Origin of the sequence: Pseudomonas helmanticensis (assembly GCF_900182985.1) — a bacterium.
Classification (GTDB): Bacteria; Pseudomonadota; Gammaproteobacteria; order Pseudomonadales; family Pseudomonadaceae; genus Aquipseudomonas; species Aquipseudomonas helmanticensis.
In genome coordinates, this window is sequence record NZ_FXUY01000001.1 from 3,261,970 (window position 1) to 3,284,027 (window position 22,058).

Annotated in this window: 22 protein-coding genes; 9 read left to right on the forward strand and 13 right to left on the reverse strand. The window is 59.2% G+C overall.

Features of this window, described 5'->3' with window-relative positions; translation table 11 throughout:
* Nucleotides 1–166: 166 nt before the first annotated feature.
* From cysN to QOL84_RS14715, 3 genes are all read right to left on the reverse strand, one after another.
* Nucleotides 167–2,065, reverse strand: a complete 1,899-nt coding sequence (gene cysN / locus QOL84_RS14705) for a sulfate adenylyltransferase subunit CysN (protein WP_283437667.1) — start codon at nucleotides 2,063–2,065, stop codon at nucleotides 167–169.
* A 9-nt stretch (nucleotides 2,066–2,074) separates the two neighbouring features.
* On the reverse strand, nucleotides 2,075–2,992 hold the full coding sequence (cysD, locus tag QOL84_RS14710; protein ID WP_008085033.1) for a sulfate adenylyltransferase subunit CysD: 918 nt from the start codon (nucleotides 2,990–2,992) through the stop codon (nucleotides 2,075–2,077).
* Nucleotides 2,993–3,237: 245 nt separating this feature from the next.
* On the reverse strand, nucleotides 3,238–3,996 hold the full coding sequence (locus QOL84_RS14715; RefSeq protein ID WP_283437668.1) for a Nif3-like dinuclear metal center hexameric protein: 759 nt from the start codon (nucleotides 3,994–3,996) through the stop codon (nucleotides 3,238–3,240).
* Nucleotides 3,997–4,099: 103 nt separating this feature from the next.
* Between QOL84_RS14715 and algW the strand changes: the two genes are divergently transcribed.
* From algW to QOL84_RS14730, 3 genes are all read left to right on the forward strand, one after another.
* Entirely contained in the window at nucleotides 4,100–5,257 is a 1,158-nt protein-coding gene (algW, locus tag QOL84_RS14720; protein WP_129389209.1) for a Do family serine endopeptidase AlgW, read from the forward strand.
* Between the two features lie 88 nt (nucleotides 5,258–5,345).
* Nucleotides 5,346–7,451, forward strand: coding sequence for a TonB-dependent siderophore receptor (locus QOL84_RS14725; RefSeq protein ID WP_283437669.1), 2,106 nt, complete (start codon nucleotides 5,346–5,348; stop codon nucleotides 7,449–7,451).
* 13 nt (nucleotides 7,452–7,464) lie between these two features.
* The gene (locus QOL84_RS14730) at nucleotides 7,465–8,184 is read left to right on the forward strand and encodes a DUF4198 domain-containing protein (RefSeq protein WP_283437670.1); all 720 of its coding nucleotides are present in this window, start codon (nucleotides 7,465–7,467) and stop codon (nucleotides 8,182–8,184) included.
* 470 nt (nucleotides 8,185–8,654) lie between these two features.
* Here QOL84_RS14730 and hisC read toward each other — a convergent pair whose 3' ends face one another.
* The 10 genes from hisC to QOL84_RS14780 form a co-directional block, all read right to left on the reverse strand.
* The gene (gene hisC / locus QOL84_RS14735) at nucleotides 8,655–9,707 is read right to left on the reverse strand and encodes a histidinol-phosphate transaminase (RefSeq protein WP_283437671.1); all 1,053 of its coding nucleotides are present in this window, start codon (nucleotides 9,705–9,707) and stop codon (nucleotides 8,655–8,657) included.
* Between the two features lie 3 nt (nucleotides 9,708–9,710).
* The gene (gene hisD / locus QOL84_RS14740) at nucleotides 9,711–11,048 is read right to left on the reverse strand and encodes a histidinol dehydrogenase (protein WP_283437672.1); all 1,338 of its coding nucleotides are present in this window, start codon (nucleotides 11,046–11,048) and stop codon (nucleotides 9,711–9,713) included.
* 124 nt (nucleotides 11,049–11,172) lie between these two features.
* Entirely contained in the window at nucleotides 11,173–11,808 is a 636-nt protein-coding gene (gene hisG, locus QOL84_RS14745; protein WP_007912384.1) for an ATP phosphoribosyltransferase, read from the reverse strand.
* A 124-nt stretch (nucleotides 11,809–11,932) separates the two neighbouring features.
* A complete protein-coding gene (gene murA / locus QOL84_RS14750) occupies nucleotides 11,933–13,198 on the reverse strand; it encodes a UDP-N-acetylglucosamine 1-carboxyvinyltransferase (RefSeq protein WP_053117117.1) in 1,266 nt (421 codons plus the stop codon).
* Between the two features lie 22 nt (nucleotides 13,199–13,220).
* Nucleotides 13,221–13,460: a BolA family protein gene (locus tag QOL84_RS14755; RefSeq protein ID WP_283437673.1), complete on the reverse strand. Its 240-nt coding sequence runs from the start codon at nucleotides 13,458–13,460 to the stop codon at nucleotides 13,221–13,223.
* A gap of 115 nt (nucleotides 13,461–13,575) precedes the next feature.
* Entirely contained in the window at nucleotides 13,576–13,881 is a 306-nt protein-coding gene (locus tag QOL84_RS14760; protein WP_283437674.1) for an STAS domain-containing protein, read from the reverse strand.
* The gene (locus QOL84_RS14765; protein WP_283437675.1) at nucleotides 13,878–14,522 is read right to left on the reverse strand and encodes an MlaC/ttg2D family ABC transporter substrate-binding protein; all 645 of its coding nucleotides are present in this window, start codon (nucleotides 14,520–14,522) and stop codon (nucleotides 13,878–13,880) included. The genes QOL84_RS14760 and QOL84_RS14765 overlap by 4 nt, the downstream gene beginning before the upstream one ends.
* 11 nt (nucleotides 14,523–14,533) lie before the next feature.
* On the reverse strand, nucleotides 14,534–15,001 hold the full coding sequence (gene mlaD / locus QOL84_RS14770) for an outer membrane lipid asymmetry maintenance protein MlaD (protein WP_129389188.1): 468 nt from the start codon (nucleotides 14,999–15,001) through the stop codon (nucleotides 14,534–14,536).
* Complete coding sequence (mlaE, locus tag QOL84_RS14775; protein ID WP_129389185.1) at nucleotides 15,001–15,798, reverse strand: lipid asymmetry maintenance ABC transporter permease subunit MlaE; 798 nt, start codon at nucleotides 15,796–15,798, stop codon at nucleotides 15,001–15,003. Before mlaE ends, mlaD begins: the two co-directional genes overlap by 1 nt.
* A complete protein-coding gene (locus QOL84_RS14780; protein WP_129389183.1) occupies nucleotides 15,798–16,607 on the reverse strand; it encodes an ATP-binding cassette domain-containing protein in 810 nt (269 codons plus the stop codon). The genes mlaE and QOL84_RS14780 overlap by 1 nt, the downstream gene beginning before the upstream one ends.
* A 275-nt stretch (nucleotides 16,608–16,882) precedes the next feature.
* Between QOL84_RS14780 and QOL84_RS14785 the strand changes: the two genes are divergently transcribed.
* The 6 genes from QOL84_RS14785 (at nucleotide 16,883) to QOL84_RS14810 (ending at nucleotide 21,986) form a co-directional block, all read left to right on the forward strand.
* Nucleotides 16,883–17,857 carry a KpsF/GutQ family sugar-phosphate isomerase gene (locus QOL84_RS14785; protein ID WP_064388002.1) on the forward strand — a complete coding sequence of 325 codons (975 nt, stop codon included), beginning with the start codon at nucleotides 16,883–16,885 and terminating at the stop codon, nucleotides 17,855–17,857.
* The gene (locus tag QOL84_RS14790; protein ID WP_042557670.1) at nucleotides 17,858–18,382 is read left to right on the forward strand and encodes a KdsC family phosphatase; all 525 of its coding nucleotides are present in this window, start codon (nucleotides 17,858–17,860) and stop codon (nucleotides 18,380–18,382) included.
* An 8-nt stretch (nucleotides 18,383–18,390) separates the two neighbouring features.
* The gene (gene lptC / locus QOL84_RS14795; RefSeq protein WP_129389180.1) at nucleotides 18,391–18,963 is read left to right on the forward strand and encodes an LPS export ABC transporter periplasmic protein LptC; all 573 of its coding nucleotides are present in this window, start codon (nucleotides 18,391–18,393) and stop codon (nucleotides 18,961–18,963) included.
* Nucleotides 18,950–19,495 carry a lipopolysaccharide transport periplasmic protein LptA gene (gene lptA, locus QOL84_RS14800; RefSeq protein ID WP_129389177.1) on the forward strand — a complete coding sequence of 182 codons (546 nt, stop codon included), beginning with the start codon at nucleotides 18,950–18,952 and terminating at the stop codon, nucleotides 19,493–19,495. The genes lptC and lptA overlap by 14 nt, the downstream gene beginning before the upstream one ends.
* Nucleotides 19,495–20,220, forward strand: coding sequence for an LPS export ABC transporter ATP-binding protein (gene lptB, locus QOL84_RS14805; RefSeq protein WP_008085069.1), 726 nt, complete (start codon nucleotides 19,495–19,497; stop codon nucleotides 20,218–20,220). Before lptA ends, lptB begins: the two co-directional genes overlap by 1 nt.
* Before the next feature lie 272 nt (nucleotides 20,221–20,492).
* On the forward strand, nucleotides 20,493–21,986 hold the full coding sequence (locus QOL84_RS14810) for an RNA polymerase factor sigma-54 (protein WP_129389174.1): 1,494 nt from the start codon (nucleotides 20,493–20,495) through the stop codon (nucleotides 21,984–21,986).
* Nucleotides 21,987–22,058: the final 72 nt, after the last annotated feature.

Sequence of the window (22,058 nt, forward strand, 5' to 3'; positions counted from 1 at the left end):
TGTAGGAGTGAGCCTGCTCGCGATGGCGGTGGATCAGCCACCAACAATGTTGAATGACACACCGCTATCGCGAGCAGGCTCACTCCTACAATTGACCGAGTTGGCCCGAATAAAAAAGCCCGCCGATGATCACTCATCGGCGGGCTTTTTGTTTGGCAGCTAACGCTTAGATCGCGCCACGCTGACGCAGCAGATCCAGCACTTGCTTGACGCTTTCTTCCAGACTCAGCGTCTGCGTGTCGATCACCAGATCGGCATTCAGCGGCACGTCGTACGGGAAGGATTCGCCCGGGATGTTGTCGCCACCAGCAGCGTACAGACCTTGTGGATCACGCTCGGCGCACACGGCCGGCGAAGCCTGTACGTAGACCGTCAACAGACGATCCTTGCCGATCAGGTCCTTGGCCTGCTCGCGCCCTTCGGCACTCGGTGCAACGAACGCGGCCAGGGTCACCAGGCCGGCTTCGTTGAACTGACGCGCCACGTGCGCGGCACGACGCCAGTTTTCGGTACGGCCGATGCGATCCTGTGGCAGACCTTTATTCAGGTCATGACGCAGGTTCTGCCCATCCAGCACAAACACCGCACGGCCCATGTCGAACAGCTTGCGCTCGACCGCATACGCCAGCGTGCTCTTGCCCGCGCCCGACAGACCGCTGAACAGCACGGTAGCCGGTTGCTGGCCGAAACGCTGAGCGCGTTCTTCAGTGGCAACGTGCGCGAGTTTGCCGTGGTGCGTGGCGGTGCCGTGTGTCACTGGCTGCGCGACGATCATGCCGGCGCCAACCGTGCCGTTGGTCAAGCGATCGATGATGATGAACGCGCCGGTGGTGCGGTTGCTTTCGTAACCGTCGAGGGCGATCGGCGCATCGAGCGCGATCTTCACCTTGCCGATTTCGTTGAGCTGCAACGCGCTCGCCGGGCCTTCTTCCAACGTGTTCACGTCGACCTTGTTGACGATGCTGGCAATCGAGCCCGGCACGTAACTGGTGGCGCGTTTGATGTCGTATTTCTTGCCCGGCAGCATCGGCTCTTCAGCCATCCACACCAGCATCGCTTCGAAGCTGTCGGTGACCGGCGGCACGTTGTCGGCATGCACCAACAGGTCGCCACGGGAGATGTCGATTTCGTCTTCCATGGTCAGCGTTACGGCCTGACCTGGACCTGCGTGTTCCAGTTCACCTTCGAAGGTGACGATGGATTTCACGCGGCTGCTCTTGCCCGACGGCAGCACCACCACTTCGTCGCCTTTCTTGACGATGCCGCTGGCCAGCGTGCCGGCGAAACCACGGAAGTTCAGGTTCGGACGGTTGACGTACTGCACCGGGAAACGCAGATCGGTGAAGTTGCGATCGCCGGCGACTTCCACGGTCTCGAGGATTTCCATCAGCGACTGGCCTTTGTACCAAGGCGAGCGCTCGGACTTGTTCACCACGTTGTCGCCCTTGAGGGCAGACATCGGCACGAAGTGCATGCTGGTCGGCTTCATCTTCAAGCCTTCGGCGAACTTCAGATAGTCAGCCTTGATCGACTCGAACACGCCTTCATCGAAGTCTTTCAGATCCATCTTGTTGATGGCGACGACGATGTGTTTGATCCCCAACAGGGACGCGATGAAGCTGTGGCGTCGGGTCTGGGTCTGCACGCCATAACGCGCATCGACGAGGATGATCGCCAGGTCACAGGTGGAGGCACCGGTGGCCATGTTGCGGGTGTACTGCTCATGGCCGGGAGTGTCGGCGATGATGAATTTGCGTTTCGCGGTGGAAAAATAGCGGTAGGCGACATCGATGGTGATGCCCTGCTCACGCTCGGCCTGCAGGCCGTCGACCAGCAAGGCCAGGTCGATGTCGTCACCGGTGGTGCCGACTTTCTTCGAGTCGCGGGTGATCGCTTCGAGGTGATCTTCGTAGATCATCTTCGAGTCGTGCAGCAAGCGCCCGATCAGGGTGCTCTTGCCGTCATCGACGTTACCGCAGGTCAAAAAGCGCAGCAGCTCTTTACGTTCGTGCTGGCCCAGGTAGGCGAGGATGTCCTCGCTGATCAAATCAGATACGTGCGACATGACAACCCCTTAGAAATAACCCTGACGTTTTTTGTCTTCCATCGAGCCTGCGCCATCGTGGTCGATGACCCGGCCCTGGCGCTCGGAAGTTCGCGTCAGGAGCATTTCCTGGATGATGTCCGTCAGCGTCTCGGCTTCGGACTCCACCGCGCCCGTCAACGGGTAGCAGCCAAGGGTGCGGAAACGCACTTTCTTTTTGACGATGCGCGCTTTGTCTTCGTCGGACAGGTGTTCGAGGATGCGCTCGTCGTCGATCATGATCAGCGTGCCGTTCTTCTCGATCACTTCACGTTCGGCGGCGAAGTACAGCGGCACAATCGGGATGCCTTCGAGGTAGATGTACTGCCAGATGTCCAGTTCGGTCCAGTTCGACAGAGGGAATACGCGGATGGATTCGCCCTTGTTGACCTTGCCGTTGTAGACGTTCCACAACTCTGGGCGCTGGTTTTTCGGGTCCCAGCGGTGCTTGCTGTCGCGGAACGAGTACACGCGCTCTTTGGCGCGGGATTTCTCTTCATCGCGACGGGCGCCGCCGAAGGCTGCGTCGAAACCATGCTTGTCGAGCGCCTGTTTCAGGCCTTCGGTCTTCATGATGTCGGTGTGTTTAGCGCTGCCGTGGGTGAACGGGTTGATGTTCTGCGCCACGCCATCGGGGTTGATGTGGGTGATCAGGTCCAGGCCCAGTTCTTCGACCATCTTGTCGCGGAACTTGTACATCTCCTGGAATTTCCAGCGAGTGTCGACGTGCATCACCGGAAACGGCAGTTTGCCCGGGAAGAACGCCTTGCGTGCCAGGTGCAGCATCACGGCGGAGTCTTTACCGATGGAGTACAGCATCACCGGGTTATCGAACTCGGCGGCCACCTCGCGGATGATGTGGATGCTTTCCGCCTCCAGCTGTTTCAGATGCGTCAGTTTGTCGACCATGGCTACTCACGAAAACTTTCTTATGAACGGCCAGCGGGCCGTGTTCGAGCGGGAAATCCTAGCACAGCGGCCTCTTCTAATCAGGACGCCAACTAGATCGAAAGGGTATATGAATATGCCCACTCGTTTGGGCGATGCCCCCTGTAGGAGCTGCCGAAGGCTGCGATCTTTTTATCTGGTCTTTTAAAAAACAAGATCAAAAGATCGCAGCCTTCGGCAGCTCCTACACAGGGGAGCGGTGTTCGTCAGATCGGGTTTGGGCAGTCGATGAAGATGTGTTCGAGGGCGAAGCGTTTCGCCAGGTAGTCGCCTAGCGCCTGCACGCCGTAGCGTTCGGTGGCGTGGTGGCCGGCGGCGATGAAGCTGATGTCGTTTTCGCGGGCGCTGTGGAAGGTCTGCTCGGACGCTTCACCACTGAGATACAGATCGACGCCCGCCGCGACGGCCTGATCGATATAGCCCTGACCGCCACCGGTGCACCAGCCGACCCGGCGGATCATCGGGTTGCCCTCGATCAAAAGTGGCTCGCGGCCCATGACTTCCTGCACCTTGCGGGCAAAATCGCGCGCGGTCATCGGGTCTTTCAGCGAACCGACCAGACCAACGATCTTAAGATTGTCCGGATCCAGCGGCCCCTCCACCGTGATGTCCAGTTGGCGAGCCAGCTGCACGTTATTGCCAACGTCCGGGTGCAGGTCCAGCGGCAGGTGATAGGCCAACAGACTGATGTCGTGCTTGAGCAGGGTCTTCAGTCGACGCTGCTTCATGCCGGTGATGCACGGGTTTTCGCCCTTCCAGAAATAACCATGATGCACCAGCACCAGATCGGCCTCGGCCTCGACGGCGGCATCCAGCAAGGCCTGACTGGCGGTGACGCCGCTGACAATGCGCATCACCTGCGGACGGCCTTCGACCTGCAAGCCGTTGGGGCAATAATCGGCAATTTTCGCACTGCCAAGGTAACGGTCGGCTTCTTCGACGAGGGTGCTGAGGGCAACGGCCATGAAAGACTCCTAAATATCCCGTTCAGAGGCGCGCGCGGCCTCGTATAATGCGCGACATTATGGGCGGTCTGACCCCGCCTGCAACTCTTCCAGGACGTGCTTAATGTTCAAGGCGCTACGTTTTATGGGCTGGCCGCTGTTGGCCGGCGTGCTTATCGCTCTGTTGATTATTCAGCGTTACCCGCAGTGGGTCGGGCTGCCGAGCCTCGACGTCAACCTGCAACAGGCGCCGCAAACCACCAGCGTGCAGCAGGGCCCGGTGTCCTATGCCGACGCGGTGACCATCGCGGCGCCATCGGTGGTCAACCTGTACACCACCAAAGTCATCAACAAACCGGCGCATCCGTTGTTCGAAGATCCACAATTCCGGCGCTTCTTCGGTGACAACTCGCCGAAGCAGAAACGCATGGAGTCGAGCCTTGGTTCCGGCGTGATCATGAGCCCGGAAGGCTACATCCTCACCAACAACCACGTGACCAGCGGTGCCGATCAGATTGTGGTCGCCCTGAAAGACGGTCGCGAAACCCTCGCCCGCGTCATCGGCAGCGACCCGGAAACCGATCTTGCGGTCTTGAAGATTGACCTGAAAAGCCTGCCGGCGATCACCGTCGGCCGCTCCGACAACATTCGTATCGGCGACGTTGCGCTGGCCATCGGCAACCCGTTCGGTGTTGGCCAGACCGTAACCATGGGCATCATCAGCGCCACCGGGCGCAATCAGTTGGGCCTGAACAACTACGAAGACTTCATCCAGACCGACGCGGCGATCAACCCGGGCAACTCCGGCGGCGCGCTGGTCGATGCCAACGGCAACCTGACCGGCATCAACACGGCGATCTTCTCCAAGTCCGGCGGCTCGCAGGGCATCGGTTTTGCCATCCCGGTGAAACTGGCGATGGAAGTCATGAAGTCGATCATCGAGCACGGCCAGGTGATTCGTGGCTGGCTGGGCATTGAAGTACAACCGCTGACGCAGGAACTGGCCGAGTCGTTCGGTTTGTCCGGGCGTCCGGGGATTGTTGTTGCGGGGATCTTCCGCGATGGCCCTGCGCAGAAGGCGGGCCTGCAATTGGGTGACGTGATTCTGAGCATTGATGGCGAGCCGGCCGGTGATGGTCGCCGTTCGATGAACCAGGTCGCGCGGATCAAACCGACCGACAAGGTGACGATTCAGGTGATGCGCAACGGCAAAGAGTTGAAGCTGAGCGCTGAAATCGGCTTGCGCCCGCCACCGGCGCCGGTGCAGGAAAAAGAAGAGTAAGACTTTTTTCGCGCCAAGCGCGCGAATAAAAGACATTCTCAACAGGCATGTTATATTGTTTCAATTCTAAGAATTGGAACAACATAACATGTCGTCTCGAACAAAGGCCTCGCTGCTCGGCCTGAGCCTTGGCCTGCTGGTCGATCCAGCTTTCGCCGAAGAACCCGAACCCCTCGAACTCGACGCCATCAGCGTCATTTCCGACTACGAATCGCCGACCGGCCCGGTCAAGGGCTATCGCGCCACGCGTTCGTCCAGCGCGACCAAAACCGACACCGCGATCCGCGATATTCCGCAGGCGATCAGCGTGGTGCCGGCCAGCGTGCTCAAGGATCTGGGCAGCAGCAGCGTCGAGCGCGCACTGGATTTCGCTGGCGGCGTGTCGAAGCAAAACAACTTCGGCGGCCTGACGCTTTACGAATACAGCGTGCGCGGCTTCACCACGTCCGAGTTCTACAAGGACGGTTTCAGCGCTAATCGCGGCTACCCGAGCACACCGGATGCGGCCAATATCGAGCGCATCGAAGTGCTCAAAGGCCCGGCCGCCAGTCTGTATGGTCGAGGCGATCCTGGCGGCACGGTGAACATCGTCACCAAGAAGCCGCAAGCCGAAGCCTTCACCACCCTGCAAACCAGCGCCGGCAGTTGGGATCGTTATCGCAGCGCGCTGGACGTCAACACGCCGCTGGATGATCAGGGCAATGTGCTCTCGCGGATTAACCTGGCAATTGAGGACAACCACAGCTTTCGCGATCACGTCGACAGTCACCGCGTGTTCGTCGCACCTTCGATCAGCTGGCAGTTGAATCCGGATACCTCGCTGCTGGTGGAAAGCGAGATCGTCCGTCACAGCTCCACGTTCGATCGCGGCATCGTCGCGCCAAACAACAAGTGGAGCGGCGTTTCGCGCTCGACCTTCCTTGGCGAACCCAACGACGGCAACATCGACAACCACAACAATCTGCTTCAGGCCATGTTGGAACATCACCTCAACGACAGCTGGAAGCTGCGCCTGGCCAGTCATTACAAGGAAGGCAAACTCTGGGGTTACGCCTCGGAAAACCGCCCGCTGAGCGCTGATGACCGCACCGACAACCGTCGCTATCGCGAACGCGATACCCGTTGGCACGACAGCATCACCCAGCTCGAGCTGCGCGGTCTGTTCGACCTCGGCCCATGGCAACACGAACTGCTGATCGGCAGCGAATACGAAAACTTCCGCAAAAACGAGCGTGTCACCAGCATCGCCGGCGGCCCTTACGCCATCGACATCTACAAACAGATCTACGGTCAGGCGAAACCCAACGGCGCACGCTCGGGCACTGACACGTTCGAACACGTCGAAAGCCATGCGCTGAATCTGCAGGACCAAATCATCTTCACCGACAAACTGCGCGGGATGATCGGTGCGCGCTTCGAGCATTTTGATCAACACATCGACGACCACAGTCGCAACGCAACGAGCAACCAGCGTCATGACGCCCTCACCCAACGTGCCGGCCTGCTCTATCAACTGACGCCAGAAACCGGGCTGTTTGCCAATGCCTCGACCTCGTTCAAACCGAACAATGGCCTCGACGCGTCCGGCAAATCCTTCGACCCGGAAGAAGGTGTCGGCTACGAAATCGGGATCAAGAGCGAACTGTTCGACGACCGCCTGAGCAGCACCCTCGCCTTCTTCCACATCGACAAGGAAAACGTCCTCGCCCTCGATCCGGCCACCGACACCAGCCGTGCGATGGGCAAGGCGCGTAGTCGCGGTTTCGATTGGCAGGTCACCGGGCAAGTCACCGATGCCGTACGCGTGATCGGCGCCTTTGCCTACATCGACGCCGAAGTCACCCAGGGTGACGCAGTGATTCCCACCGGCAGCCGCATCCTCGGCGTGGCCAAACGCAGCGGCAGTCTGCTTGGCGTGTATGAGTTTCAGGATGGGCGTTTGCGTGGCTCGGATGTCGGCGCGGCGTTCACGTATGTCGGCGACCGCTCCGGTGAATCCGGTAGCGATTTTGAATTGCCGGCGTATCAAACCGTCGACCTGCTGGCTCACTACAAGGCCAGCGACAACGTCACCGTCGGCCTGAATCTGAACAACGTCTTCGACGAAAAATACTACGAGCGCTCCTACAGCAACTACTGGGTCAACTCAGGCGAGCCGCGCAATTTCACCGTCAGCCTGACTCTCAACCTGTAAAAGGAAGTCCCCCATGCAATACGGCAAAACCCTTGTGCTCATCGCCGCGCTGTTCGCCGGCCAGGTCTCGGCCCATGGCCTTTGGACCGAACAACGCCGTGGCAATATCGAAGTGATCTACGGCCATGGCGCCGAAGACAACGCCTTCAAGGCACAGAAAATCAGCGGTGCCTGGGCCTACGATGTGGGCGGCAAGATGATTCCGGTCAGCGTCGAGCGTCTGGCGGATCACGCGAGATTGAAACCGTTGGAAACGCCGGCGGTGCTGGCCGTGGCACTGAACAACGGCATGTGGTCGCAAACCGCCGACAAGAAGTGGATCAACGAAGGTCGCAGCAAAGTGCCGGGGGCTGTCGAGTCCACCCAGACGTTCAAGTACAGCTTGGCGATTTATCAGCCGGGGGCCAAGTTGCCGAAACTCGAGCAGATCAAATTGCTGATCCTGCCGGAGGTTGATCCGTTGACTGTGGGGCCTGGGAAATCATTGCCGGTGCGGGTGTTGCTGGATGGCAAACCGGCGGCAGGGGTGAAGTTGATTGGCGACTATCGCAGTGCGCCGAACACCTTGAGCACCGAGACCGACAAGGACGGTCGTGCGCAGGTATTGGTGAGAAATGAAGGATTGAATGTGATTGCGGCGCAGGTTGAGGTTTCGGTGAAGGACAGTGTTGATGTGAATAGTCGTGGGCTGTTCAGCTCGCTGACATTCCTTGGCGAGCCGCATCACGAATAAGAGCATACCCTCATCGGAAACGCCGCCCGCCCAGCCCTCTCCCGGAGGGAGAGGGAGCCGACCGAGTTGTCTTGTGAGGTACATCGACCTGAAAGACCGGGTCGATTATGGATTCGGTAAAGCAGAATCAGGTCGGTGCAATTCAACAGCATCCCCCAATCAGTCCCCTCTCCCTTTGGAAGTGGGAGCCGACCGAGTTGTCTTGTGAGGTACATCGACCTGAAAGACCGAGTCGATTATGGATTCGGTAAAGCAGAATCAGGTCGGTGCAATTCAACAGCATCCCCCAATCAGTCCCCTCTCCCTTTGGGAGTGGGAGCCGACCGAGTTGTCTTGTGAGGTACATCGACCTGAAAGACCGAGTCGATTATGGATTCGGTAAAGCAGCATCAGGTCAGTGCAATTCAACAGCATCCCCCAATCAGTCCCCTCTCCCTTTGGGAGAGGGTTAGGGTGAGGGGCTCTTGCCTTTAAAGCTCACCCAGGCCGTCGATCAACGCCTGATTCTGCTCCGGCGTGCCAATCGAAATCCGCAGGAACTGCGCAATCCGCTGTTGCTTGAAGTGCCGCACAATCACGCCTTGCTCGCGCAACTTGGCCGCAAGTCCCGCCGCATCATGCTGCGGGTGCCGCGCAAAAATGAAATTCGCCGCCGACGGCAGCACTTCAAAACCCTTGGCCTGCAACTGCGCGATCACCCACTCACGGCTCTCGATCACCAATCGGCAGGTCTTGTCGAAATACTCGCGATCTTCGAACGCAGCAGCAGCACCGACAATCGCCAGACGATCCAGCGGATACGAGTTAAAGCTGTTCTTGATCCGCTCCAGCGCTTCGATAAGATCCGGATGCCCCACCGCCAGACCAACGCGCAAACCCGCCAACGAACGCGACTTGGACAGCGTCTGCGTCACCAGCAGGTTCGGATAACGATCGACCAGACTGATCGCCGTATCGCCGCCGAAGTCGATGTACGCCTCATCAACAACCACAACTGAATCCGGGTTGGCCTTGAGGATTTGCTCGACTGCATCCAGCGCCAGCAGGCAACCGGTCGGTGCGTTCGGGTTAGGGAAGATGATCCCGCCATTCGGCTTGGCGTAGTCGGCCGGGTCGATCTGGAACTGCGCATCCAGCGGCACCGCGTTGAACTTGATGCCATACAAACCGCAATAAACCGGATAGAAGCTGTAGCTGATGTCCGGGAACAGCAGCGGCTGATCATGCTGCAGCAAACCGTGGAAAATGTGCGCGAGCACTTCGTCCGAACCGTTGCCGAGGAACACCTGATTGCTCTGCACGCCGTAATACTGGGCGACGGCAGTTTTCAGCAGATCGCTGTTCGGATCCGGGTACAGACGCAGGTTGTCATTCAACTCAACCTGCATCGCCGCCAGGGCTTTTGGCGATGGGCCGTAGGGGTTTTCATTGGTGTTGAGCTTGACCAGTTTGGTCAGCTTCGGCTGTTCGCCCGGCACGTACGGCACCAGATCCTTGACGAACGGGCTCCAGAATTTACTCATCGCTCAGTTCCCCTGCCCTTTTAGAAAGTCTGCGTCTTTGATGCGGTATTCGGCGCTGCGCGCGTGCGCACTCAGCGATTCGCCACGTGCCAGTACCGATGCCGTTTTACCCAACTCGGAAGCACCGGCCTCGGAGCAGAAGATGATCGACGAACGCTTCTGGAAGTCGTACACGCCCAGCGGCGAGGAGAATCGCGCGGTGCCGGAAGTCGGCAACACGTGGTTCGGGCCTGCGCAGTAGTCGCCCAGCGCTTCTGAGGTGTGACGGCCCATGAAGATTGCGCCGGCGTGGCGGATCTGCGGCAGCCAGGCTTGCGGGTCAGCGACCGACAGCTCCAAGTGTTCCGGGGCGATGCGGTTGGCGACGTCGATGGCTTGCGCCATGTCCTTCACGTGAATCAGCGCACCACGACCATTGATCGAGGTTTCGATGATGGTCGCGCGGTCCATGGTCGGCAGCAGTTTGTCGATGCTCGCCGCGACCTTGTCGAGGAACTCGGCGTCCGGGCTGACCAGAATCGCCTGCGCGTCTTCGTCGTGCTCGGCTTGCGAGAACAGGTCCATGGCGATCCAGTCCGGATCGGTCTGGCCGTCGCACACCACGAGAATTTCCGAAGGGCCGGCGATCATGTCGATGCCGACCTGACCGAAGACGTGACGCTTGGCCGTGGCGACATAAATGTTGCCCGGACCCACCACCTTATCGACTTTCGGCACGCTTTCGGTGCCATAAGCCAGCGCTGCGACGGCTTGCGCGCCACCGATGGTGAACACCCGGTCAACGCCGGCGATGCACGCAGCCGCCAACACCAGTTCGTTGATTTCACCGCGCGGGGTCGGCACGACCATGACCACTTCGGTTACGCCGGCGACCTTGGCCGGAATCGCGTTCATCAACACCGACGACGGGTACGACGCCTTGCCGCCCGGCACGTACAGACCGGCGCGATCCAGCGGCGTGACCTTCTGGCCGAGCACAGTGCCGTCGGCTTCGGTGTAGCTCCACGAATCCTGTTTCTGTTTCTCGTGGTAGCTGCGCACGCGGGCCGCAGCTTTTTCCAGGGCTTCGCGCTGTGCCACGGTAATCCGCGTCAGCGCCAGTTCCAGGCGCTCGCGCGGCAGGATCAGGTCAGCCATCGAAGCGACTTCGAGGCCGTCGAACTTCTCGGTGAACTCGACCAGCGCTGCGTCACCGCGTTCGCGCACAGCCTTGATGATGTCCAGCACCCGCTGATTGACCGAGTCGTCAGACACACTTTCCCAGCTCAGCAGATGATCCAGATGATGCGCGAAATCCGGGTCAGCAGCGTTGAGTCGGCGAATTGCAGTCGTTGCGGTCATAGCGAGAGCCTCATAGGAATGGCAAAAACTCAGGCGCCCGAAACTATCATTCGATCCGCTTAGGCACCTGAGAATTCTGGCTATGAGGCGGATAGACGGCGCGACCTGGGGTCGCGCAGGTAAATCAGCCGCGGTGTCGCGATTCCACTGCGTTGCGCAGGGTGTCGATCAACGCCTGGATTCGGGCGTGTTGCATTTTCATCGAAGCCTTGTTGACCACCAGGCGCGAGCTGATCGTGGCGATCAGTTCCTGAGGCTCCAGGCCGTTGGCGCGCAGGGTGTTGCCGGTGTCGACCACGTCGATGATCTTGTCGGCGAGACCGATCAGCGGTGCCAGTTCCATCGAGCCGTAGAGCTTGATGATGTCGACCTGACGGCCCTGCTCGGCGTAGTAACGCTTGGCGACGTTGACGAATTTGGTCGCCACACGCAGACGGCCCTTGGGCTCTGGCGCGCCGATCTTGCCGGCGGTCATCAGTTTGCACTGGGCAATCTGCAGGTCCAGTGGCTCGTAGAGGCCCTGACCGGTGTATTCCATCAACACGTCTTTACCGGCAACGCCCAAATCGGCCGCGCCATGCTCGACATAGGTCGGCACATCGGTGGCGCGCACGATCAGCAGACGAACGTCGTCCTGCGTCGTGGGGATGATCAGCTTGCGGCTCTTGTCCGGATTCTCGGTCGGCACGATGCCCGCTTCGGCGAGAAGCGGCAGGGTGTCGTCAAGGATGCGGCCCTTGGACAGTGCGATGGTCAACATGGGAAACGTCAGTCCTTATCAAGGTACTTATGTCCGGTCGCAATCGGCGCCGGACACACATCGAGCCGGAAACCGGCTCGACTCTTAAACTCAGTGGACACGTCCCTGTGTCCCAATCCAGCAATCAGCCCGGAACGCGACGGATCTTGGCGCCCAGCATCTGCAGTTTTTCTTCGATGCACTCGTAACCACGGTCGATGTGGTAGATGCGGTCGATCAGCGTATCGCCTTCGGCAACCAGTGCCGAGATCACCAGGCTTGCCGAAGCACGCAGGTCGGTAGCCATCACTGGCGCGCCTTTCAGGACTTCAGTACCGGTAACGATGGCAGTGTTGCCTTCGACCTGGATCTTGGCGCCCATGCGGTGCAGTTCGTACACGTGCATGAAACGGTTTTCGAAGATCGTCTCGATCACCGCACCGGTGCCTTCGGCAATGGCGTTGAGCGAGATGAACTGTGCCTGCATGTCAGTCGGGAAAGCCGGGTACGGCGCGGTGCGCACGTTCACTGCTTTCGGACGCTTGCCGTGCATGTTCAGCTCGATCCAGTCTTCACCGCAGGTGATTTCTGCGCCGGCTTCACGGAGTTTATCCAGGACCGCTTCAAGGATGGTCGGATCGGTGTCCTTGACCTTGACGCGGCCACCGGTCACGGCAGCAGCGACCAGGTAGGTGCCGGTTTCGATACGGTCAGGCATGACTTTGTAGAAGCACGAACCCAGACGCTCGACGCCATCGATGGTGATGGTGTCGGTACCGGCGCCGGACACTTTGGCGCCCATGGCGTTGAGGAAGTTCGCCAGGTCAACCACTTCAGGCTCGCGGGCGGCGTTCTGCAGGACGCTGCGGCCCTTGGCCAGAGCAGCAGCCATCATGATGTTCTCGGTACCGGTCACGCTGACGGTATCGAAGAAGAAGCTTGCACCGCGCAGGCCACCTTCAGGCGCCTTGGCCTTGATGTAGCCGCCTTCGACGTCGATGACCGCGCCCATGGCTTCGAGGCCACGGATGTGCAGGTCGACCGGACGCGAACCGATGGCGCAACCGCCAGGCAGGGCGACTTCGGCTTCACCGAAACGGGCAACCATCGGGCCCAGTACCAGGATCGACGCACGCATGGTTTTCACCAGTTCGTACGGCGCGATCAGGGTCTTGATGGTGCGCGGATCGATTTCGACGCTGAGTTTCTCGTCGATCACCGGCTCAATGCCCATGCGACCGAACAGCTCGATCATGGTGGTGATGTCATGCAGGTGCGGCAGGTTGCCAACGGTCACCGGGCCATCGCACAGCAGCGTGGCAGCCAGGATCGGCAGGGCAGAGTTCTTTGCCCCGGAAATGCGGATCTCGCCATCAAGACGAGCGCCACCGGTAATAATCAATTTATCCATAAGAATCTCGACGCCCTTAGGCTCAGGTGCGCTCGGCCCAGGCCGCGCTGCTGAAAAATTTCATAGTGACCGCATGGATGCTGCCATCGGTGATCCATGGGTTCAAATGGGCATAGATCTGCTGCTGACGCTTCACCGGGCTCAACGCCGCCAGTTCATCGCTAATCACGTTCAGCTGGAAATTGCAGCCTTCGCCCTCAACTTCTACCAACGTTCGGGGCAGCTTTCCTTCAAGGAAGCTCTTCACTTCTACGGCCTGCATGCTCAACCTCAATCGGCGCCCTGTGCGCACGGGTCGGACATCATACAAAAAAGCCCCGCGCCTGCGAACCCCGCATGGCAGGACTCTGACGGGGGGCTTCTTTACAGATGCGGGTTCAGGGGTGCGCCAACAGCTCGGTCAGCTCACTGACCTGGGCGATTTCGCGCATGTCTTCGGGCATCGCGCGGATGCTCACAGCCTTGCCGGCCGCGTGGGCATCGCGCATGAAGCACAGCAGCAACGACAAACCGACGCTGCTGGATTTCTTCACCGCCGAACAATCGATCACCAGCGACGCCGCTTTGCTGGACTTGATCAGTGCCTGACCTTCCTTGCGCAGGTCAGGCCCGGTGCGGTAATCCAGCACTCCGCTGAGCAATAGCTCGTCGACATCACTCATACGAACTGCGGCCTCATTCATTGCGCTTGGTTCTTTTCGGTGGACTCTTTGGCTTTGGCCACTTCACCTGCCCAATTGTTGATGGTCTTGTCCAGGTCATTGCCATTGCGCTGCATCGCGTCAGCGAACTGATCACGGAACAGCTTGCCGATGTTGATGCCGTTGATGATCACATTGCGCAGTTTCCACTCGCCGTCGATCTTCTCCAGCGTGTACTGCACAGGATAGATCGCACCGCTGGAGCCTTTGACGGTCATGCCGACGCTGGTGCGATCGCCCGACTCATCCTTGGCAGGATCGACGGTAATGCCCTGGTTGTTGTACTCGAGCAAGGCGTTACCGTAGAACTGGAACAGGCCGCGTTTGAAGTTTTCCTGGAAGGTCTGCATCTGCGCAGGCGTGGCCTTGCGCGAATACTTGACCGTCATGATGCTCTTGGAAATGCCTTCGGCATCCACTACTGGCCCGACGATGCTGTTGAGCGCCGCGTAGAAATCAGTTGGATCCTGCTTGTACTTCTCTTTATTGGCGGACAGATTGGCAAGCATCCGGTTCGTGGTGTCCTGAACCAGATCATGCGCCGATTGTGCCGCCACAGCGTTACCCATCAGTGGCAATGCCGCGAGCAACACCAACAGGCCACGTCGCAAGGTAGAGATCATTCAAAAGCTCCTCATTTGGCGTCTTTGCTAACGGTATTGAGCAGGAATTTACCGATCAGGTCTTCCAGTACCAGAGACGACTGCGTGTCATGGATGGTTCCGCCATCCTTCAGCGGCTTGTCTTCCCCGCCGACACTGATACCGATGTACTTCTCGCCCAGCAGACCAGCGGTCAGGATAGACGCTGTGGAGTCAGTCGGCAGATTGTCGACCTTTTTATCCACTTGCAGGGTCACCCGACCGGTGAAGCTGTCGCGGTCCAGATCGATTGCCGTGACCTTGCCGATGGTCACACCGGCCATGGTCACTTTGGATCTGACCGTCAAACCGGCGATATTGTCGAAGTACGCATACAGCTTATAGGAGTCGGTGGTCGACGTCGGAGACAGGCCACTGACCCGCAAAGCAAGCAGCAGCAAAGCCAGGATCCCTGCCAGCAGGAACAGGCCGACACCGATTTCCAGGGTGCGGTTTTGCATCAGAAATCTCCAAACATCAAAGCGGTCAGAATAAAGTCCAGGCCGAGCACTGCCAGCGAGGCAAATACCACGGTCTTGGTAGTGGCACGACTGATCCCCTCGGAAGTGGGCTCACAGTCATAGCCTTGGAATACGGCGATCCAGGTCACGACAAAGGCGAAAACGATACTTTTGATGACGCCGTTAAGCACGTCACTGGTGAAGTTCACGCTGTTCTGCATGTTCGCCCAGTAGGAACCTTCATACACGCCCAGCCAGTCGACAGCTACCCACGAACCGCCCCAGATGCCTACCACGCTGAAAATCATCGCCAGCACCGGCAGGGAAATGAAGCCTGCCCACAGCCGCGGAGCAATAATGTACTTGAGCGGGTCGACACCGATCATTTCCAGGCTGGAAAGCTGTTCGGTGGATTTCATGTTGCCGATTTCTGCGGTCAATGCCGAGCCGGCACGTCCGGCGAACAACAGCGCCGTCACTACCGGGCCGAGTTCACGCAGCAGGGTCAAGGCCACCATCTGACCCACTGCCTGCTCCGAACCGTAGCTGGAGAGAATACTGAAACCCTGCAGCGCCAGAACCATGCCGATGAAAATGCCGGAAACGACGATGATCACCAGCGACATTACGCCGACCGAATGCAGCTGCTTGACCAGCAGACCGAAGCCGCCGCTGATTCCACCACGGCCGAGCAAGGCATGGAACAGGAACAGTGTCGCGCGGCCGAACACCGCGACGGCGTCGATCGCCGACTCGCCGAACCGGCGTACGCGTTCTATTAATGAAAATCTGCGCATCAGCGCTTCCCCAGAAGATCTGCGCGGTAATCCGTCGCTGGAAAATGGTACGGCACCGGGCCATCGGGATCGCCGGTCATGAACTGACGGATACGCGGCTCGTCCGAATTCATCAATTCGTCCGGCGTGCCCTGCCCCAGCACCTGGCCATCGCCCACTACATAGATGTAGTCGGCAATGCTCGCGGTTTCGGCCAGATCGTGGGAAACCACGATACTGGTGATCCCCAGTGCATCGTTGAGCAGACGGATCAGGCGTACCAGCACGCCCATGGCGATCGGGTCCTGGCCGACGAACGGCTCGTCGTACATGAGGATCTGCGGGTCGAGCGCAATCGCCCGGGCCAGCGCAACGCGACGTTTCATGCCACCGGACAGCTCATCGGGCATCAACTCGATGGCACCGCGCAGACCGACCGCCTGCAATTTGAGCAGGACGATGTCGCGGATCATTTCTTCCGGCAACTCGGTATGAACGCGCAGGGGAAAAGCGACGTTCTCGAAAACATCGAGGTCGGTGAACAGTGCGCCGCTCTGGAACAGCACGCCCATGTGCTTGCGCGCATCGAACAGATCGCTGCGCGACAACTTCGGCAGGTTCTGTCCGTTGACCCAGACTTCGCCGCTGGTTGGGCGCAATTGTGCGCCCATCAACCGCAGCAGCGTGGTCTTGCCACACCCGGAAGGCCCCATGATGCCGGTGACCTTGCCGCGCGGGATGCGGATATCGACGTTATTGAAAATGCTGCGCGCACCGCGCTTGAAGGAGACTCCCTTCAGCTCGACCGCGTAGGCGTTATCGGCACTCATCTAAACTCCTTGCGATGCAGCCTCTCACTCGGACGCCTGGCTTTCCTGGGAAAGCACATACCCTCCGGGCAGGCCGAACTGGCGGCGAACTATATCACTGCAAAGGCCAAGCGCCCAAGGTCTGTGCCGGCCTGTGTTCGGCAATCTGACAGGGTTGGAGTGGCTTTTTCGGGGTTTTGGTAACGAGGAATGACAAAGCACGACGAACTTGCGTGAGGCTTTTCAACTTAACCGCTATAATCGCCGCCTTTTCATCGGGCTATACGATTTCTGACATGAGCCAATCCAGCGACCTGATTCAATCGGCACAACGCACCATCCGCCTCGAAGTGGAAGCCGTACAAGGCTTGTTGCCCCATATCGACGCCGATTTCGTACGCGCTTGCGAGATGATTCTGGCCAGCAAGGGCCGTGTAGTTGTAGTCGGCATGGGCAAATCCGGGCACGTCGGCAACAAGATCGCCGCGACACTGGCCAGCACCGGCACTCCGGCTTTTTTCGTGCATCCGGCTGAAGCCAGCCACGGCGACATGGGCATGATCACCCGCGACGACGTGATTCTGGCCCTGTCGAACTCCGGCTCGACCAACGAAATCGTCACCCTGCTGCCGCTGATCAAACGCCTGGGCATCCAGCTGATCAGCGTCACCGGCAACCCGCAATCGCCGCTGGCCAAGGCTGCCGAAGTCAACCTCAACGTTCACGTCGAGCACGAAGCCTGCCCGCTCAACCTGGCGCCGACCTCTTCGACCACTGCGGCATTGGTCATGGGCGATGCCCTGGCTGTCGCCCTGCTCGAAGCACGCGGTTTTACCGCTGAAGATTTCGCCTTCTCCCATCCGGGTGGCGCGCTGGGCCGTCGTTTGTTGCTGAAAGTCGAGAACGTCATGCACGCCGGCCAGGAACTGCCGCAGGTGCAGCGCGGCACACTGCTCAAGGACGCGTTGATGGAAATGACCCGCAAGGGTCTGGGCATGACCGCCATCCTTGAAGCCGATGGCAAGCTCGCCGGGATCTTCACCGACGGCGATTTGCGCCGCACGCTGGATCGCAGCATCGACATCCGCAGCGCCACCATCGACCAGGTGATGACCGCACACGGCAAGACTGCCCGGCCCGAGATGCTCGCCGCCGAAGCCCTGAAAATCATGGAAGACCATCGAATCAACGCACTGGTAGTCGTCGACGAGGAAGATCGCCCGATTGGCGCCTTCAACCTCTCCGACCTGCTGCGCGCAGGAGTCATGTAAATGAGCACCGATCTGCTGCAACGCGGCAAAGCGATCAAACTGGCGGTTTTCGACGTCGACGGCGTCCTCACCGACGGGCGCCTGTATTTCCTTGAAGACGGCAGCGAATTCAAGACCTTCAATACCCTCGACGGCCAAGGCATCAAAATGTTGATGAATGCCGGCGTGCAGACCGCCATCATCAGCGGCCGCAAGACCCCGGTGGTCGAACGGCGCGCAAAAAATCTCGGCATCCCGCACCTGTTTCAGGGGCGTGAAGACAAATTGGTGGTTCTCGACGGTCTTCTCGAGCAACTGGGCCTAAGCTATGAACAGGTCGCCTACCTCGGTGACGACCTGCCCGACCTGCCGGTGATCCGCCGGGTAGGCCTGGGCATGGCTGTTGCCAACGCTGCCGATTTCGTCCGCGAACACGCCCACGGCGTTACTCGCGCCCGTGGTGGCGAAGGTGCTGCACGCGAATTCTGCGAATTGATCCTGCGCGCCCAGGGCCGCCTCGATGCGGCCAACGCCGCGTACCTGTGAGCCAAACCATGTTTAGCAAAAAATTTCGCAACTTCCTGCTGTTCGGCTGCATCGCTGCGTTGTTCGCCGCGGTCGGCTACTGGAACATCAGCCCGGAACGCTTCCTCGACAAGCCTCCGGTCTCGTCCGTGGACACCCCGATTGACTGGTACGCGACCAACACGCATACCCTGCAATACCTGCCGGACGGCAAAGTGCAATACGAAATGACGTCCGACAAGGCCGAGCACGTCAAGGCGACCGACATCACCCTGGTCACCAAACCCGACCTGAACATGTACCGCGGCACTGATTTTCCGTGGCACGTGACCAGTGAGCGTGGCGAAGTGAACTCGGGCGGTACCGAAGTCGAATTGATTGACTCGGTACGCGTCAAACGCACCGATGAAAAGAACCGCGACACGCTGATCACTTCCACCCGCATGACAGTGTTCCCGCAGCAGCAATATGCGCAGACCGAGCAACCCGTTAGAATCGACGGCGCTGGCGGTGTATCAACTGGCGTTGGAATGAAAGCGTACCTGAAGGAAAGCAGGATACACCTGCTATCGAACGTAAGAGGACAGTATGAGGCTCGTTAAAACCCTCCCTATTTTGCTCAGTCTGGGCGCAGCACTGGGAAGCGTGAGCGCCTGGGCTCTGCCGAACGATCAGCAGCAACCTATCCGCATTCAAGCCGACGACGCCCAACTGGACGACAAGAACGGCATCGCTACCTATAAAGGTGATGTGATCATCACCCAGGGTTCGATGATCGTTAAGGGCAACACGGTGACCATCACCCGTACCCCGGCCGGCGATATCGACGTGGTGACGTCGGTGGGCAACCTTGCCTACTTCGAGCAATTGCAGACTCAAGGTGACACCAAGCCCGTGCAGGGCTGGGGCGTGACGATCCAGTACCACGCTGCGCAAAATCGCGTCGTGCTGATCGACAAGGCCAAGGTTGTCGACAAGGACAACAACACGACTCAGGGCGAGAAAATCGTCTATGACACCGTGAAGAAACTGGCCAGCGCCGGTCGCGCTACCGGCAGCAAGGTCACCGAGGCGCGTCCGCGCATCGACATGGTGATCCAGCCGAAGAAGAAAACCGACGAGAAAACCCAGTAATGGCAACTCTGAAAGCTCAGCACCTGGCCAAGGCCTATAAAAGCCGCCAGGTCGTGCGTGACGTCAGCCTGTCGATCGACAGCGGTCAGATCGTCGGCCTGCTCGGCCCCAACGGCGCCGGCAAGACCACATGCTTCTACATGATCGTCGGCCTGGTGCAGGCAGATCAGGGCCGCGTGCTGATCGATGACCTGGACGTCAGCCACCAGCCAATGCACGGTCGTGCAAAGGCCGGTATCGGCTATCTGCCGCAAGAAGCGTCGATCTTCCGCAAACTGTCGGTCGCCGACAACATCATGGCGATCCTCGAGACCCGTCAGGAACTCGACAAGGCCGGACGTCGCAAAGAGCTGGAAAGCCTGCTGCAGGAATTCCACATCAGCCACATCCGCGACAACCTCGGCATGAGCCTGTCGGGTGGTGAACGCCGCCGGGTGGAAATCGCCCGTGCCCTGGCGACTGCGCCGAAATTCATCCTGCTCGACGAACCGTTCGCCGGTGTCGACCCGATCTCGGTCGGCGACATCAAGCAGATCATCCACCACCTCAAGGCCAAGGGTATCGGTGTACTGATCACCGACCACAACGTGCGTGAGACGCTGGATATCTGCGAAACGGCCTACATCGTCAACGACGGTCAACTGATCGCCGAAGGTGACGCAGAAACCATCCTGGCCAACGATCTGGTCAAGGAAGTGTATCTGGGCCACGAATTCCGCCTGTAAGCGTGACAGTGCCCGGTGCCGCCGGAGCGCAGTATCGATTCAAGCGCGATTTAATACGCTTGATTGTTACAGCGCTCCAGGCAAACACGTCGCTTCAAAGGTGTTCACCGCTCGCCTGAGCAACGCGTCAATAAAGTTTTCTATCTTTTTATTGTTACAGCGCTCTAGGCAAACACTTCAGTTTCAGGCATATAATTTGCTTAAGTTTGGCGCTTCGGCGCCCTGTAGTGGATGGCGCGTAGCGCCGGCGAATAAGGTGTTAAGCCCCTGCCATGAAACCATCGCTAGTCTTGAGAATGGGCCAGCAGCTGACGATGACACCGCAGCTGCAACAGGCCATCCGCCTGCTCCAATTGTCGACCCTGGATCTGCAACAGGAAATCCAGGAGGCTCTGGAATCCAATCCGATGCTCGAACGCCAGGAAGAAGGCGAAGACTTCGACAATTCCGATCCGCTGGCCGACAACGCCGAACAGAAGCCCAACACCGAGATCCAGGAACCTTCCTACCAGGAAACCGCGCCGACGGTCGACAACCTCGAAGACGGCGAATGGAACGAACGCATCCCCAACGAACTCCCGGTCGATACCGCCTGGGAAGACGTCTACCAGACCAGCGCCAGCAGCCTGCCCAGCAGCGATGATGACGAGTGGGACTTCACCACCCGCACCTCCGCTGGCGAAAGCCTGCAAAGCCATCTGCTGTGGCAATTGAACCTCGCACCGATGTCCGACACCGATCGCCTGATCGCCGTGACCCTGATCGATTGCATCAACAATCAGGGCTACCTGGACGAAACCCTCGAAGAGATTCTCGAGGCATTCGATCCGGAACTGGACATCGAACTGGACGAAATCGAAGCCGTCCTGCACCGCATCCAGCAATTCGAACCGGCCGGTATCGGCGCACGCAACCTCGGCGAATGCCTGTTGCTGCAATTGCGCCAGTTACCTGCCAAGACGCCATGGCTGGCAGAAGCCAAACGTCTGGTTAGTGACTACATCGACCTGCTCGGCAGCCGCGACTACAGCCAGTTGATGCGCCGCATGAAGCTCAAGGAAGATGAGCTGCGCCAGGTCATCGAACTGGTGCAGAGCCTCAACCCGCGCCCAGGCTCGCAGATCGAGTCCAGCGAAGCCGAATACGTCGTCCCCGACGTCATCGTGCGCAAGGACAACGAGCGCTGGCTGGTCGAGCTGAATCAGGAGTCGGTGCCACGCCTGCGCGTCAACGCGCAGTACGCCGGTTTCGTCCGTCGCGCCGACACCAGCGCCGACAACACCTTCATGCGCAATCAGTTGCAGGAGGCCCGCTGGTTCATCAAGAGCCTGCAAAGCCGCAACGAAACCCTGATGAAGGTTGCCACGCAGATCGTCGAACACCAGCGCGGTTTCCTCGAATACGGCGACGAAGCGATGAAACCGCTGGTCCTGCATGACATCGCCGAAGCAGTCGGCATGCATGAATCGACGATTTCGCGGGTGACCACGCAGAAATTCATGCATACCCCGCGCGGTATTTATGAACTGAAATACTTTTTCTCCAGCCACGTCAGCACCTCCGAAGGCGGCGAATGCTCGTCCACAGCGATCCGCGCGATCATCAAGAAACTGGTTGCTGCGGAAAATCAGAAAAAGCCGTTGAGTGACAGCAAGATCGCTGGTTTACTGGAGGCACAAGGCATTCAGGTGGCTCGCCGCACCGTCGCCAAGTACCGCGAATCCCTCGGGATCGCGCCTTCGAGCGAACGCAAGCGGTTGATGTAAGCCACGTTACAGCGTTCCAGTGGCAGGCTTTTCGGCCTGCCGCTTTATGCACTGGCAACGAAGGAGAAGCTG

Coding starts and splice junctions, on each gene's coding strand:
- cysN (WP_283437667.1), bottom strand. CDS start 2,065: ATGTCGCACGTATCTGATTTGATCAGCGAGGACATCCTCGCCTACCTG.
- cysD (WP_008085033.1), bottom strand. CDS start 2,992: ATGGTCGACAAACTGACGCATCTGAAACAGCTGGAGGCGGAAAGCATC.
- QOL84_RS14715 (WP_283437668.1), bottom strand. CDS start 3,996: ATGGCCGTTGCCCTCAGCACCCTCGTCGAAGAAGCCGACCGTTACCTT.
- algW (WP_129389209.1), top strand. CDS start 4,100: ATGTTCAAGGCGCTACGTTTTATGGGCTGGCCGCTGTTGGCCGGCGTG.
- QOL84_RS14725 (WP_283437669.1), top strand. CDS start 5,346: ATGTCGTCTCGAACAAAGGCCTCGCTGCTCGGCCTGAGCCTTGGCCTG.
- QOL84_RS14730 (WP_283437670.1), top strand. CDS start 7,465: ATGCAATACGGCAAAACCCTTGTGCTCATCGCCGCGCTGTTCGCCGGC.
- hisC (WP_283437671.1), bottom strand. CDS start 9,707: ATGAGTAAATTCTGGAGCCCGTTCGTCAAGGATCTGGTGCCGTACGTG.
- hisD (WP_283437672.1), bottom strand. CDS start 11,048: ATGACCGCAACGACTGCAATTCGCCGACTCAACGCTGCTGACCCGGAT.
- hisG (WP_007912384.1), bottom strand. CDS start 11,808: ATGTTGACCATCGCACTGTCCAAGGGCCGCATCCTTGACGACACCCTG.
- murA (WP_053117117.1), bottom strand. CDS start 13,198: ATGGATAAATTGATTATTACCGGTGGCGCTCGTCTTGATGGCGAGATC.
- QOL84_RS14755 (WP_283437673.1), bottom strand. CDS start 13,460: ATGCAGGCCGTAGAAGTGAAGAGCTTCCTTGAAGGAAAGCTGCCCCGA.
- QOL84_RS14760 (WP_283437674.1), bottom strand. CDS start 13,881: ATGAATGAGGCCGCAGTTCGTATGAGTGATGTCGACGAGCTATTGCTC.
- QOL84_RS14765 (WP_283437675.1), bottom strand. CDS start 14,522: ATGATCTCTACCTTGCGACGTGGCCTGTTGGTGTTGCTCGCGGCATTG.
- mlaD (WP_129389188.1), bottom strand. CDS start 15,001: ATGCAAAACCGCACCCTGGAAATCGGTGTCGGCCTGTTCCTGCTGGCA.
- mlaE (WP_129389185.1), bottom strand. CDS start 15,798: ATGCGCAGATTTTCATTAATAGAACGCGTACGCCGGTTCGGCGAGTCG.
- QOL84_RS14780 (WP_129389183.1), bottom strand. CDS start 16,607: ATGAGTGCCGATAACGCCTACGCGGTCGAGCTGAAGGGAGTCTCCTTC.
- QOL84_RS14785 (WP_064388002.1), top strand. CDS start 16,883: ATGAGCCAATCCAGCGACCTGATTCAATCGGCACAACGCACCATCCGC.
- QOL84_RS14790 (WP_042557670.1), top strand. CDS start 17,858: ATGAGCACCGATCTGCTGCAACGCGGCAAAGCGATCAAACTGGCGGTT.
- lptC (WP_129389180.1), top strand. CDS start 18,391: ATGTTTAGCAAAAAATTTCGCAACTTCCTGCTGTTCGGCTGCATCGCT.
- lptA (WP_129389177.1), top strand. CDS start 18,950: ATGAGGCTCGTTAAAACCCTCCCTATTTTGCTCAGTCTGGGCGCAGCA.
- lptB (WP_008085069.1), top strand. CDS start 19,495: ATGGCAACTCTGAAAGCTCAGCACCTGGCCAAGGCCTATAAAAGCCGC.
- QOL84_RS14810 (WP_129389174.1), top strand. CDS start 20,493: ATGAAACCATCGCTAGTCTTGAGAATGGGCCAGCAGCTGACGATGACA.